This window comes from Desulfovibrio cuneatus DSM 11391, assembly GCF_000430005.1.
Lineage (GTDB): Bacteria > Desulfobacterota > Desulfovibrionia > Desulfovibrionales > Desulfovibrionaceae > Frigididesulfovibrio > Frigididesulfovibrio cuneatus.
The window spans coordinates 36,519-50,184 of record NZ_AUCY01000025.1; the positions used below are offsets into that span (position 1 = coordinate 36,519).

At 55.0% G+C, this 13,666-nt stretch carries 13 protein-coding genes; 6 read left to right on the forward strand and 7 right to left on the reverse strand.

Translation table 11 applies throughout. From position 1 onward, the window contains the following. Positions 1 to 22: 22 nt before the first annotated feature. The 6 genes from aspS to G497_RS0107745 form a co-directional block, all read right to left on the reverse strand. Entirely contained in the window at positions 23 to 1,849 is a 1,827-nt protein-coding gene (aspS, locus tag G497_RS0107720; protein WP_027187712.1) for an aspartate--tRNA ligase, read from the reverse strand. A 239-nt stretch (positions 1,850 to 2,088) separates the two neighbouring features. Then, complete coding sequence (hisS, locus tag G497_RS0107725; RefSeq protein ID WP_027187713.1) at positions 2,089 to 3,345, reverse strand: histidine--tRNA ligase; 1,257 nt, start codon at positions 3,343 to 3,345, stop codon at positions 2,089 to 2,091. A 37-nt stretch (positions 3,346 to 3,382) separates the two neighbouring features. After that, positions 3,383 to 4,063 carry a DUF47 domain-containing protein gene (locus tag G497_RS0107730; protein WP_027187714.1) on the reverse strand — a complete coding sequence of 227 codons (681 nt, stop codon included), beginning with the start codon at positions 4,061 to 4,063 and terminating at the stop codon, positions 3,383 to 3,385. A 129-nt stretch (positions 4,064 to 4,192) separates the two neighbouring features. Then, positions 4,193 to 5,428 (reverse strand): inorganic phosphate transporter, encoded by a 1,236-nt coding sequence (locus tag G497_RS0107735; RefSeq protein WP_027187715.1) that lies wholly within the window; start codon positions 5,426 to 5,428, stop codon positions 4,193 to 4,195. Between the two features lie 212 nt (positions 5,429 to 5,640). Further along, positions 5,641 to 6,393 (reverse strand): energy-coupling factor transporter transmembrane component T family protein, encoded by a 753-nt coding sequence (locus tag G497_RS19120; RefSeq protein WP_051257955.1) that lies wholly within the window; start codon positions 6,391 to 6,393, stop codon positions 5,641 to 5,643. A gap of 28 nt (positions 6,394 to 6,421) precedes the next feature. Further along, positions 6,422 to 7,222: a sulfite exporter TauE/SafE family protein gene (locus tag G497_RS0107745; RefSeq protein ID WP_027187716.1), complete on the reverse strand. Its 801-nt coding sequence runs from the start codon at positions 7,220 to 7,222 to the stop codon at positions 6,422 to 6,424. A gap of 631 nt (positions 7,223 to 7,853) precedes the next feature. Here G497_RS0107745 and G497_RS0107755 point away from each other — a divergent pair. Continuing rightward, positions 7,854 to 8,318, forward strand: a complete 465-nt coding sequence (locus G497_RS0107755) for a chemotaxis protein CheX (RefSeq protein ID WP_034637205.1) — start codon at positions 7,854 to 7,856, stop codon at positions 8,316 to 8,318. A 108-nt stretch (positions 8,319 to 8,426) separates the two neighbouring features. Here the strand turns inward: G497_RS0107755 and G497_RS0107760 are convergent, their stop codons facing one another. Further along, on the reverse strand, positions 8,427 to 8,933 hold the full coding sequence (locus G497_RS0107760; RefSeq protein WP_027187719.1) for a hypothetical protein: 507 nt from the start codon (positions 8,931 to 8,933) through the stop codon (positions 8,427 to 8,429). A 271-nt stretch (positions 8,934 to 9,204) separates the two neighbouring features. Here G497_RS0107760 and G497_RS0107765 point away from each other — a divergent pair, with 271 nt between their 5' ends. The 5 genes from G497_RS0107765 to tnpA form a co-directional block, all read left to right on the forward strand. Further along, positions 9,205 to 10,932 carry a 30S ribosomal protein S1 gene (locus tag G497_RS0107765; RefSeq protein ID WP_027187720.1) on the forward strand — a complete coding sequence of 576 codons (1,728 nt, stop codon included), beginning with the start codon at positions 9,205 to 9,207 and terminating at the stop codon, positions 10,930 to 10,932. Positions 10,933 to 11,118: 186 nt separating this feature from the next. Further along, positions 11,119 to 12,153 carry an S-methyl-5-thioribose-1-phosphate isomerase gene (mtnA, locus tag G497_RS0107775; protein WP_027187721.1) on the forward strand — a complete coding sequence of 345 codons (1,035 nt, stop codon included), beginning with the start codon at positions 11,119 to 11,121 and terminating at the stop codon, positions 12,151 to 12,153. Between the two features lie 186 nt (positions 12,154 to 12,339). Further along, the gene (locus tag G497_RS0107780) at positions 12,340 to 12,693 is read left to right on the forward strand and encodes an MmcQ/YjbR family DNA-binding protein (RefSeq protein WP_027187722.1); all 354 of its coding nucleotides are present in this window, start codon (positions 12,340 to 12,342) and stop codon (positions 12,691 to 12,693) included. 122 nt (positions 12,694 to 12,815) lie between these two features. Continuing rightward, positions 12,816 to 13,331 carry an AraC family transcriptional regulator gene (locus G497_RS0107785; RefSeq protein WP_169726984.1) on the forward strand — a complete coding sequence of 172 codons (516 nt, stop codon included), beginning with the start codon at positions 12,816 to 12,818 and terminating at the stop codon, positions 13,329 to 13,331. 101 nt (positions 13,332 to 13,432) lie between these two features. Further along, positions 13,433 to 13,666 (forward strand): IS200/IS605 family transposase (tnpA, locus tag G497_RS19825; RefSeq protein WP_027187536.1); only part of this gene is annotated, 234 nt, incomplete at its 3' end.

Sequence of the window (13,666 nt, forward strand, 5' to 3'; positions counted from 1 at the left end):
GCGTCCCCCAAAGTATAGCAGGCTACTTCTTTTCTTCTTCGCGTAATTTCAAGTGGAGTTCCCGCAACTGGCGGGCGCTTACGGGGGAGGGGGCATCTGTCATGAGGCAGGTGCCTTTTTGTGTTTTGGGGAAGGCGATAACGTCGCGAATGGAGCTGCTGTTGGTCAGCAGCATCACCAGGCGGTCAAGGCCAAAGGCAATGCCGCCGTGTGGTGGCGCGCCAAATTCCAGGGCGTTGAGCAAAAAGCCGAACTGGGTTTCTGCTTCTTCCTGGGTAAAGCCGAGGGCTTCAAACATATCACGCTGAATGTGCCCTGCGTGGTTGCGTATGGAGCCGCCCCCCACTTCACTGCCGTTAAGCACCATGTCGTAGGCACGGGCCAAGGCGTTGGCAGGGTCGGTGCGCACAAGGTCCATGCTTTCCACTTCAGGGGAGGTGAAGGGGTGGTGGCAGGCCACATACCGCTTTTCTTCCGGGTTGTATTCAAACAGCGGGAAGCGGGTTACCCACAAAAAGTTGAAGCTGTTTTCATCAATAAGCCCAAGGTGGTGCCCAAGCTTTACGCGTAGGTTGCCAAGGGCGGCGTTGACCATGTCTGGTTCGCCAGCCTGGAAGAACACAATGTCGCCCACTTGCAGGCCAAGGGCTGCGGTAAGGCCAGCGCGTTCGTCCTCAGAAAGGAACTTGGCAATGGGAGACTGCCATTCATCTTCGCGGATTTTGATCCAGGCAAGGCCTTGTGCCCCGTAAATTTTCACAAACTCGGTGAAGTCGTCAATTTCTTTGCGGGTCAGGCTTTCCCCGCCGGGTACGCGCATGGCTTTTACCAGCTTTGCCGTGGCAAACAGGCGGAAGCCAGAACCGGATACAATGCTGGTAACGTCCTGCAAGGGCAGGTCAAAGCGGGTGTCGGGTTTGTCCACACCGTAGCGGCCCATGGCCTCGGCATAGGGCATGCGGGGGAAGGGGGTGGTAATGTCCAGCCCTTTCACTTCCTTGAACACGCGGGCCATAAGCCCTTCAGCCATGCTCATAACCGCTTCTTCATTCACAAAGGACATTTCAATGTCTACCTGGGTGAATTCCGGCTGGCGGTCTGCGCGCAGGTCTTCGTCACGAAAACAGCGGGCCACCTGGAAGTAGCGGTCAAGGCCGCTCACCATAAGGAGCTGCTTGAACAACTGGGGGCTTTGGGGCAGGGCGTAAAATTCCCCTTCGTTGGTGCGGCTGGGCACCAGGAAGTCGCGGGCCCCTTCCGGGGTGGACTTGGTGAGGAACGGGGTTTCCACTTCCACAAACTCGAGTTCGTCCAGGTAGCGGCGCACGCTTTGGCTCACCCTGTGGCGCAGCATCAGGTTTTGGGTCATGCGCGGGCGGCGCAAATCCAGGTAGCGGTATTCCAGGCGCAGGTTTTCGTTGGGGTCGGCGCGGTCTTCCACCACAAAAGGCGTGGTTTTGGAGGTGTTCAGCAGCTTCCATTCTGTTACGACCACTTCAATGCCGCCAGTGACCATGGAAGGGTTGGCCATGCCTTCAGGCCGGGCCCGCACAGTGCCCGTAATGGCCAGCACGTATTCAGAACGAATGATGTGGGCCTGCTCGTGGGCTGCGGGGGCAACTTCCGGGCTGAATACCACCTGGGTCAGGCCAGCACGGTCGCGCAGGTCAATAAAAATAAGGCCGCCGTGGTCGCGGCGAAACTGCACCCAGCCAGCCAGGTTGACTTCGGCTCCAATATTATTGGTGGTAAGCTGCCCGCAGGAATGGCTGCGAGTGAACGCACCAAGGGGTTGAATGAACTGCTGATGCTCTTCCTGAACTGAATGTTGTGAAGGTTGTTGGCTCATGTGTGGTCCTTGTATTTCACCGGATAGCGAATGGTGTGGCAACTCAACGTAAGTATTGGGGAATGCTGTCCCTGCTCAATAAAATGAACAATGCAATGACTAGCTGGCATTTTGGAAACGCGCAGTTATTTCGTTTGGCAAGGCGCAAGCTTTTTTTGAAGCAGGAGTGGACTCTTCCGTCCATGACTGTTTCAAAAAAAGTGAAGCAACGCCGCCAAACGGAATAAATCAGCGTTTCCTTAGGAAACACTTTGCGCCCAGGCCGGCAACGCATCAAACGCAACAGAAACCTGCTCGCTGGTGTCCATATTTTTAATGGTGACGCTGTGTTCCTGCAACTCAGTTTCCCCCAGCAGCAGGCAAAAGCGGGCAGCGTTTTTGGAAGCCAGGCGCATTTGGCTTTTCAGGCTTTTGGCTGCAAAGGAAAGTTCCCCGGCAAGGCCGCTTTCACGCAGGCGCTGGGCCAGGCGCACTGCCGTTGCCGGAGCTTCCGGCGCTTGGCAGGCAATGTAAAAGTCCGGGCGCTGTACGGGCTGTTCTTTTTCTTGCAGCATCAGGGCAAGGCGTTCCATGCCGCAGGCAAAGCCGATACCGGGCATATCAGGCCCGCCAAGCTGGGAGACAAGACCGTCGTAGCGGCCACCACCAGCCACAGAGCCTTGTGCCCCAATGCTGCTTGAAATCACCTCAAACGTGGTGCGCATGTAATAATCCAGCCCGCGCACCAGGCGTGAGTTGAGCTCGTAAGGGACATTTTCCGCGTCCAGCAGGCTTTTTACGGAGCCAAAATGTTCGCGGCACGGTTCGCACACGCTTTCGCCAATGGTGGGAGCGTTTTCGGTTAAGGCCTTGCACCCCGGTTCTTTGCAGTCCAGCACGCGCAAGGGGTTGGTGGCCATGCGGCGGCGGCAGTTTTCACATAATTTGTCTGTGTCCAGCCCTTCCAGATACCGGGTGAGGCTTTCGCGGTAGGCAGGGCGGCATTCCCGGCAACCCAGGGTGTTCAGTTCCAGGCGCAGGCCTTCCAGCCCTGCTTCCTGCAAAAAGCGCATGAGCATGAAAATAACTTCTGCATCTGCTTGCGGCTCATGGGCACCAAGGCATTCACAGTCTAGCTGGTGAAACTGGCGCATACGTCCTTTTTGAGGACGTTCATAACGGAACATGGGGCCGTAAGAAAAAAGTTTGCTCACCCCTTCACGGTTGGGGCAGCCCCCTTCAATGTAGGCCCGCATAATGCCTGCGGTGGCTTCCGGGCGCATGGTAAGCATACGGCCCTTGCGGTCGGGGAAGGTGAACATTTCTTTTTGTACCACGTCTGTTTCCGTGCCAATGGAACGGCAGAACAGGTCGGTGTATTCAAGAATGGGCACGCGCAGTTCTTTATAGCCGTAGCTTCCAAACACGCGCAGGGCTGTTTGTTCCAGCATGCTGAACACGGTGCTGTCGGGCTCAAAGAGGTCTGCAAATCCCTTGATGGTAGAAAACTTGGTCATTGAATATTGTCCTTAAAAAGAAGAAACTTGGTGGAAGTTATTTGGCTATCATAACGCGCAGCATGTCAGCGCAGTCTTCAACACTGTGGCTCATGACAAGCAACTTTTCCACAAAGTGAATAAGCTGGTAAATGTCTTTAAAATCCATTTTAGAATTGTAAAAACGCGAGCGCAGGTCATGGGCCAGTTTGCTCACTACTTTGTGCTGCTGCCGAACGTTGCGGTACAGTATTTTTACTTCACTGCGTTCAATGCCTTCATCATGCACCCAGGCCACCGTCCCTTCCAGGGCAGGCTTGAGCAGTTGGACGCACTTGGAAACTTCATCAATAAAAATAAGAACATCACGCTGGAATTCTTCGGGCACTGTAACGTCGCGCATGGCAATCCATTGCAGGCTGTCTTGCGCGGCGTCCAGAATATCGTCTTGGGTACGGGTGTAAGTAAAAAACAGGTGCTTATCCACAGGGAAAAAGATGCCGGAAGGCAAATGGTTGCGGATATAGCGCTTAATGGTGTCGGCATGTTCTTCCACAGCATTCAGCTCGTTTTGCAACATACTGAATTCCTGGCAGGCGTGGCCGTCGCTGGTAATGTAGCACTCCATGGAACCTTCAATAAGTTCCATGCCTTTGGCTATTTGTTCGTAATGCTCCAGCAGGCCCAGCATGGGAGAACGCAAGGAAATAAGCCCAAAAAAAGGAATGCGCATTGCCATAAAAACCTCTCTACCTGAACCAGTTCAGGCCGCCGGGCAAGCATGGTACCTGCCGGGTAAGAATGCCGCAAGGGCGGCTAGTGTATTGTTGTCTAAAACAGGGTACCCGGCATGGTCCAGGATGAGACCCTAAATGGAGAAAATGGCCCGGAGTATCTGAAAAATAACGAGGCAGCTAAACCCTGCAATGGGTACGGTAAGCACCCAGTATAATAAAATTTTGCCCAGCACGCGAAAATCAACCGCCTGGAAGCCCCGCGCAAGGCCCACACCCACTACAGAACCCACCGCCGCATGGGTGGTGGAAACAGGCAACCCCAGGTTGGAAGCCATAAGCACCGTTGTGGCAGAAGAAAAAGCCACGGAAAAGCCACGGGTGTTGTTCATTTTGGTAATGCGTTCACCCACTGTGCCCATAACCTTGTGCCCCATAACCATAATGCCAAAGGCAATGCCAATGCCCCCCAGCACGAGAATCCATAGGGGAATGGGGGCGTTGGCGGCAAGTGCCCCCTGGGTGGCAATGTAATAAATGGCAATAACAGGGCCAATGGCGTTGGCAACGTCGTTGGCACCCTGGGAAAGGGCCACATAGCACGCCGTGCCCACCTGCATACGCTTGAACACTTCTTCCACCTGTTCCCCCGGCTTGAGATGGCTGGGTAAAAAGCGGTGCAGCACCCTGTTGCAGGCAATGCGCGTAATAATAAACAGGGTAACGGCAATGCCTATGCCATGCTTCCAGTTCAGGCCCAGGCTTTTGCCAATGGGTGTTTTAAAGCAGAAGGAAAGCACCACCAGAATAAGGGTGAGGGATATCCACACAGGTACCCAGCGTTTGGTGGCGGCAACCCTGTCGTTACTGTGGATAATGGTGCGCCGTATATGCATGAATACCATGTAGGCGATAAGTGCCCCAAAGAAAGGGGAAACCACCCAGGAAAGAACAATTTCAAACATGCGCGACCAGTACACCACTTCATAGCCGCCTGTGGCCAGGCCAAAACCCACAATGCTGCCTACAATGGAGTGGGTGGAAGACACAGGCAGGGCGGTGTAGGTGGCAACAAGCACCCACAGGCCGGAAGAAAGCAGAGCCGCAAACATGCCCAGCATAAGCACTTGGGGGGGGATGAGTTCTGCGTTGATAATGCCCTTGTAAATGGTGGAAGCAACGTGCGAACCTAAAAATACGGCACCGGCAAAGTTCAGTACGCTGGCAATAAGAATGGCCTGGCGCACGGTAATGGCCTTGGCCCCCACGGCTGAAGCCATGGAGTTTGCCACATCGTTTGCACCCAGGCTGAAAGCCATTAAAAAGCCGCCAAAGGCTGCGGCAATGAGAATTATATACGAGATGTCCATGCAAGGTCCAGGTTGGTGATAAATGCTAAATCTCATGTGAAAAAATCACATCGGCGTACCATACCTGCCCTCATGCCATTTGTCAAAAAAAGCTTGTTTTGTCTGGTGCTGCGGGCTGCCATTGGGGGAATACGCACTGTTCTGCATTGCCTGCAATGAGGGCATGGTCGGCATTGACCACATGTGCCCGAGCCGCGTGTGCTAGCCCTGGGCTACAGGGTAAATGCGGCAAAAAACAGGGCAACCCCAAGGGCCATGGCAGTTTCGTGCCGGGGCAGGGGGGGCAGGGTCAGCCATGCGCTGTTGGTGTCCAGCCCCCGGCTGGCAATGGCCATGGCTTGCTGCATGGTGCGGCTGTACAGCAGGCGAAACAGGTGGGGCAGGGCGTTTTTCCAATAGGCAAAGCCCTGTTCCGGCAGGCCGCGTACCCTGGCGGCAAGGCGCACGGCGTGGGCTGCGCTGTGTATGGCAGGCAGGTAATGCACCATAAGGGCAAGGCTCAGGGCAGGCTTCCAGGCGTTTTGGCGCAGCAATGGAGCCACAAACCATACTGCGGCCCGTCCTAATGCGTGGGGGGAAAGATGCAGGGTAAGGCTAAGGGCAAAGGCCATAAGCAGGGCAAGGCGGCACAGCAGCAGGGCAGCGCCGGGCAAGGTAGCCCATAAGGCAGGGGGCAGCGCTATGCGCAGTGCATGGGGAAGGGTGGCAATGTCCCCCCAGTGCATGGGGGGCAACACTTCACTTAAGGTAAAGGCCCAGGTAATGGTTGCCCAGAACAGGGAAAAACGCACGGTGCGGGCCATGGTGCCCTGGGGGGCGAGTTGGCATGTGCCTGCCCGGTGCCATACATATAGCAGGGCTGCGGCATAGGCACACAGCCCTGCCCACCCGGCGTGCCACACGCACAGGCTGGCAGCAAGGGTTAGCCCCAGGGCCAGGCGCGGGTCGCGCAGGGGGCGGGGCAAGGCCGCGCCACGGGATGGGGGCGTGGTGTTAGCGCACAAGGGTGTAAAGCATTTGAGTGGCTACCACATACAGCAGTAGGGCAAAATAGCGCTTGAGCTTGGGAATGGGCAGCGTGTGGGCAAGTTTGGCCCCAAACGGTGCGGTGCATACGCTGGCTACTGTAATGCCAGCCAGGGCCGGCAGGTAAATAAAGCCCAGGGTGTAGGCTGGCAGGGCTTCTTTACCAAGGCCGTTGAACACGTACCCCGCTGCCCCCGCAATGGCAATAGGAAAGCCAATGGCGGCTGAAGTGCCAATGGCGGTACGCATGGGCACGTTGCACCATGTCATGTACGGCACGGAAAGGGTACCCCCGCCAATGCCCACCAAACTGGAAACAAACCCGATAACGCTGCCTGCCAGAGAGTTGCCCACAATGCCGGGAATGGTGCGCGAGCCGCTGGGCTTGATGTTCAGCACCATTTGGGTGGCAACGTAATATAAAAAAACAATGAAAAAGCCTTTCAGCCACACAATGGGCATAAGGGTTGCCACTTTGCTGCCCACAAATGTGCCCACAAGAATGCCCATAGTGACCTGGCGTACAATGTGCCATTGCACGGCTTTGTTCCGGTGGTGGGCCATAAAGCTGGAAACAGAGGTAAACATGATGCTGGCAAGGGAAGTGCCAAGGGCAATGTGGTGGCTGTATGGGGTGGAAATGCCCTGTAAGGCCATGGCGTAGGTTATCATGGGGACAATAACCAGGCCGCCGCCCACGCCAAGCAGGCCGGCAAGCAGCCCGGCAATGGCGCCAACACACATATACACAACGATAGCCGTAAGCATGGTGCCTTCTTGTGGGTTAAGGATGCACGAAAAAAAATAGCTTGCGCCCCCCTGGCAAGGGGAAGCGTGGTGCTGCGGACAACGCAGCCCAGCGTAACTGCCTTGGGGCATTTAAGTTTTGCCTGTGAAAACAGCGCACCATAGGCACGTGCCGTTGAAGCTGGTCAATCTTTTCGGCAATGCCTGGGGAAAGATTGGCAGGTGGCCAGTACGCCTGTGTGGTGAATTTCAAGGAAAAACACGTTGCCGTTGCGCCGTCAGCATTACACCCGCCCATGGCTTTCGGCAAGTTTTATATGAAAGCAAGGGGTATAAAAAAGAGTGCTTGCGAAGAGGCCCCATTGCTTTTTCAGGAAAACTGGGTATATAAAATACAAGTGCACCGAGCCTTCTTTTGGGCAATTTCATGCTCCATGGCAAAGGCTTTGGTGCCTATGAATGCAAAATAATATGCCGGACAGTATTGTTCTGGCGTCATGGTTTCTGGTGTTGTCAATACCCATAAGGCAGAAAGGGCTTGCGCGGGCTTGCCGTTTATTGTTTTATGTTACAAGAAAAATGGGGCATGTGCAGGGTGGGTGTGCTGGCAGCACTGCCAGGCCAATTGCCAGAACTGCCAGGAGTAAATTTGATGATGAGCAATGTAGAAATAGCAAAGCCCTTTGTTGTGGCAACGCGCGATATTCTTCAAACAATGGCCAGCATGACAGTGGAAGCCGGTGCCCCGTATGTAAAGCAGAGCATGGTGGCCAATGGCGATGTTTCTGCCCTGGTGGGGGTAACAGGGGACAAAAAGGGCACCATTGCTGTTTCCTTCAGCAAGGCATGTGCTGTTGCCCTGGTTAAGGCCCTGCTGGGAGAAGATATTCAAGACCTGATGCAAGACGTGCAGGATGCTGTGGGTGAATTTACCAATATGGTTTCCGGGCAGGCCCGGGCCAGCCTGGCTGCCAAGGGGCTTACCCTGCATGGCTCCACCCCCACAGTGGTTATGGGCACAAACCATATTCTACGCCACACCGCAACTGGCCCGGTGGTGGTTATTCCCTTCACCTCCAGCGCTGGTTCGTTTACCGTGGAATTTTGCTTTGAATAGCTGCCAGAACAACGCGTAACGAAAGACACAGGCTGTGTATACCAAACAAAAAGCCCCCACATGGGGGCTTTTTGTTTGGCTGGTGCCATGCAGGGCAGTGGCGTTATTTTATTTCGCCTTGGGGGCGGAAAATTGCCACAGCTCTTTGGCGCTTGGGTTCACGCTGCCTACCCCTGGGCGCGGCTGGGCAGGGGAACTGGCATTTTGCCCTGTTGGGGCTTCAGCTGGTGCGCCCCCTTGGGCATTGGCACCAGGGGTGCCTTCCGGGGTGGCATCGTCTGCATCGCGCATACGGCCCTCAGGCAGTTGCCCGGTGTGTTGCATGTCTTGCGGTGTGCCAGCCTGCTGTGCTGCCGGGGGTTGTTCACTGGCAAGGGTGGGGTCGCCCCCTGGTTGCAGGGCCGGGGGCACGGGCGTTGCCACTGGCGGGGGGGCTGTTGGTGGTGCTGGTGGTGCTATTGTTGGGAGTGCTGCTGGGGGTGCCGGGGGTGGCCAGTGGGTTACATTGCCTTTTCCCCATGCATCGGCAAAGTCGGCAAGGTTTCCAGGTGCCCCGTGTGCGGCTGCATTGATGAATAACATGGCAAAAAAACTTGCAAGGGCAATTGGGCGCATGGGCTCTCCTTCCTGTTTCTTGTTTCATACCTTTTGGGGCAGGCTTAGGCAAGGGGGGGGAATGGTGGGCCGTTTTCCCCGCGGCGGAACAGGGCAAGAAGACAGAAATAAAATATAATTTTTGGGTGAATTTGGTGTGTTTGCTGCCCTGTGCAGGGGGCAGAAGGAGAAAATCGAATGTGGGGGCTATTTTTGTGTTGTATTTAGGGGGGGGCTCTGGTATAGAAGGCGAACCCAAATTTTGGGAATTTTTTTTGGTTGGAGAACGTGTATGGCAACAAATGCGGAACTGGAAATGGGCCTTGATGGCGATTTGTGCTTTGAAAGCGCCCTGGAGAACTACCTTAACCCTGATTTTGGCGACCTTGAAGAAGGTTCCATTGTAAAAGGGGAAGTAGTACGGATTGATGACGACCACATTCTTGTGGACGTGAACTTCAAGTCTGAAGGGCAGATTCCCGCTGGGGAATTTCGCGACGCTTCCGGCGTAGTGAACGTAAGCGTGGGCGACAAGGTGGATGTCTTTGTTGTGCGTAAGAACGAAAGCGAAGGCACCATCGTTCTTTCCTACGAAAAGGCAAAGCGCATGCAGCTGTTCGACCAGCTGGAAAACGTGCAGGAAAAGAACGGCATTTGTACTGGCCGTATTCAGCGCCGCATCAAGGGCGGCTACACAGTGGACCTTGGTGGCGTGGAAGCATTCCTGCCCGGTTCACATGTGGACCTGCGCCCCGTGCCCGATATGGACGCCCTGGTAAACCAGGAGTTCGAGTTCCGTGTTCTGAAAATCAACCGTCGCCGCAGCAACGTTATCGTTTCCCGGCGCGTGCTGCTTGAGGAAGAAAGAGATGCCAAGCGTCATGATTTGCTTGGCACCCTCGAGGAAAACCAGATCGTCAAAGGCCGCGTGAAGAACATCACCGAATACGGTGTGTTTGTGGACCTTGGCGGCCTCGATGGTCTCCTGCACATTACCGACATGTCCTGGAAGCGCATCCGTCACCCCAAGGAAATGGTTACCATGGGTCAGGAACTGGAACTGCGCGTTCTGGCTTTCGACCGCGACAACCAGAAAGTTTCCCTTGGTCTGAAGCAGCTTGTTGCAGACCCATGGCAGGATATTACTGCCAAGTTCCCAGCCGGTGCCCGCTTTAATGGCAAGGTAACCAACCTGGTGGACTACGGCGCATTTGTGGAACTGGAGCCCGGCGTTGAAGGCCTGGTACACATTTCCGAAATGTCCTGGACCCGCAAACTGCGTCATCCTTCCCAAATGGTGAAGGTGGGCGAAGAAGTGGAAGTGGTTATTCTGGGCGTTGACCAGGATAAAAAGCGCATTTCCCTTGGCATGAAGCAAGTAAAGCCCAACCCTTGGGAACTTGTGGCCGAGAAATTCCCCGAAGGCACAGTTATTGAAGGTGCTATCAAGAACATTACCGAGTTCGGCATTTTCATTGGCATTGAAGACGGCATTGACGGCCTGATTCATGTTTCCGACATCAGCTGGACCAAGAAAATCCGTCATCCCAACGAAGTGTATCAGGTTGGCGACATCGTTCAGGCCAAAGTGCTTACCGTTGACCAGGAAGCTGAAAAGTTCACCCTGGGCATCAAGCAGCTGACCGAAGACCCATGGAGCTACGTGCCAGACAAGTACCCCGTGGGCGGCATGGTGGAAGGTGTTGTGACCAACATCACCGACTTTGGTGTGTTTGTTGAAGTGGAAGAAGGCATTGAAGGCCTGATTCACGTTTCCGAAATCAGCAGCAAAAAGGTGAAAACCCCTGCTGAAATGTTCAAGGAAGGCGTGGTTATTCAGGCAAAAGTGATTCATGTTTCCGCTGAAGAACGCCGCCTTGGTCTTTCCATCAAGCAAATGAAAGAAGAAGAAGAGCGCAAGAAGCCCAAAGACTTCCGCACCGGTGGCGACACTGGTGGGCAAAGCCTGGGCGACCTGCTCAAAGCAGCCAGCGAAGACGCACAGGCTACCGAAGAGTAAGCGCTTCCACGATATGCGGCCTTGCCCGTGGCTTTCCCCCTTGGGGGCCACAGGCAAGGCAAGTTTACAAAACGGGCTTTTTCAGGCATTCCCTGAAATAGCCCGTTTTTGTATTTTTTCTTCAATGCTCGTGCAAGGCGTAATGCCATTACCCAGCCCCACAACCCCTGCTTGCAAAGGAACGTTATGGAATACCATATTCAGTTTACGCCTGAAGTGCCCGCCCTGTTGTTGCTTGACCAGCGTTTTTTGCCCAGCCGGGAAGAATTTTTTACCTGCCGCACTGTGCAGGACGTAGTGTATGCCTTGCAGGAAATGGTGGTACGCGGTGCCCCTGCCATTGGCGTTACTGCCGGGTTTGGTTGCGTTCTGGCGGCCCATGAAGTGGCAGGTACGGAAGACTGGCACGCCCGGTTAGACGAGCTGTTGACCTCCCTTGCCGCCGCCCGCCCCACAGCCGTGAACTTGGCCTGGGCCGTACTGCGCATGCGCAGTGTATGGCGCACGCTTGCCCTGCCCAGCCTGGAAACACTTACCGCTACCTGGCTGGCAGAAGCCCTGGCCATGCAGGCGGAAGATGTGGCCATTAACCGCCGCATGGGGGCCCATGGCGCTGCATTGATTGCCGATGGCGATACCGTTATGACCCACTGCAACGCAGGTGCCCTGGCTACTGCCGGGTTTGGCACCGCCCTTGGGGTTATTTACGCCGCCGTGGAAGCGGGCAAGAAAGTTCATGTTATTGCCAATGAAACGCGGCCCTTTTTGCAAGGGGCTCGCCTCACCGCCTTTGAACTGCACAAGCACGGTGTGCCCGTGACCATTGCCTGCGACAATGCCTGCGCCCTGCTTATGCACCAGGGCCGGGTGAACAAGGTAGTGGTAGGGGCAGACCGCATTGCCGCCAATGGCGATGCAGCCAATAAAATTGGTACCTTTGGCGTGGCCCTGCTGGCAAAGCATTTTGGCATTCCCTTTTATATCGCTGCACCTCTTTCCACCATAGACCGCAGCACTGCCACCGGGGCTGATATTCCCATAGAGCAGCGCACCCCGCGGGAAGTAACCCACGTGGGCGAAACGTGCATCACCCCCGAAGGTGTACCTGTGTTCAACTTCGCCTTTGACGTGACCCCCGCAAGCCTCATTGCGGGCATCATTACCGAAAAAGGCGTGGTGCCTGCCAACCAGCAGGCCATTGCCGAGCTGTTTGTGGAATAGCATAGAATTTGGTGAGGCTCTGCCTCCCCAACCCCCACCGCCAAGGGCATGATGCCCTTGGAACCCCGCATCAGCGTTCATCTTTTCGCCTTGCAAAAAGATGAACGCAAATGGGGGTCAAGGGGTATCATGCCCCTTGCAGGGGGGCTGGGGGACAGCGTCCCCCAGAAAAAAACGAGGTTTATTATGAACTACCAGTGGCTTGATGCGTATTGTACAGGAAAGAAAGGTTGTGAGAGTGACTATAAGGAAGAGTGGGGTGCGCGGCGCTACATGCTGTTTGGCAAAATGTTTGCCATGCAGGGGAGCGACAAGGAAGGCAACGCTATTATTACGTTGAAGATAGAGCCCAGCTATGGGGCGCAGCTTCGGCAAGAGCATGAAGACATTGTGCCGGGTTACTACATGAATAAGCTGCACTGGAATTCTGTGCGCCTCAACGGGGTCGTGCCGGAAGCGTTGCTGAAAGAAATGATTGATGAGTCGTATGATATATTGCGGCTGTCGTTGCCCAAGAAGCAGCAAAAAGAGCTGGAATAGCGGCGGGGGGGTGCACCGTGGGCAATGCGATGCGCGGAAGCGAGTATTACTATACACAGGGCGGCAGGGCAGAGGTTGTGCTTTCCGGCGGGAAAGCGCAGCACTTTCCGTGGCATATGCACATGCAGCATTGGACAGTGGGTGTGGTGCTGGCTGGCGCAGTGGTGCTTGGTCAGGCGCAAGAACAGCACACATTTGCGCCAGGGCAACATTTTGTTTTGCGCCCCTGTGTGTCGCACTGCCTGACGCTGGATTCCCAGGCGCAAATGCTGACAATGTGCATACCCTGCGGCAGTGAACCAGATGAAGTAAGGGAAAGCCTTGGCTGGTTGCTGCAACGTGCGTGCGGTACTGCTGGTGTACATGTTCCTGCGGGATATGAGCAGAGGGTGGCAGTACTGCTGGAAAAGAGTATTATCTTTTCTGCTGCACGGGATGGTTCCCAAAGAAATGACCACAGGCCGTGTGCGGGCTTTTCCGTGGCGCAGGCCATTGTGCAGCGGATTCTGGAGGCACCGGAGCAGCCATTCTCTCTTGTGCAAATGGCGCAAGAAGCAGGGTACAGCCCATGGCACTTTTTGCGTATGTTCCAGCGGCTTATGGGGCTAACGCCCCATGCCTTGATAAAAAATCGGTAAACCCCAGGCTCTGCCTGGGGACTCCCAAAGTTTGACTTTTCCAGAAATAGAAGAGACCTCCGTTGTTGAACCGCTCAAAGTTCATCAACAGGAGGCCCCAAATGGATGGAGCCTTGAGTTTAAGTCACTCCAAATGGGTTTGCAAGTACCATGTGGTTTGGATTCCAAAGTACCGCAAGAAAAAGCTTTTTGAAGGTTTGAGAAAGCAGCTTGGTGATGTCTTCCACGCTCTTGCCCAACAGAAGGAATGCAGGATTTTGGAAGGGCATTTGCTCACAGACCATGTGCACATTCTTATCTCAATTCCACCAAAGATGGCAGTTTCTTCTGCTGTT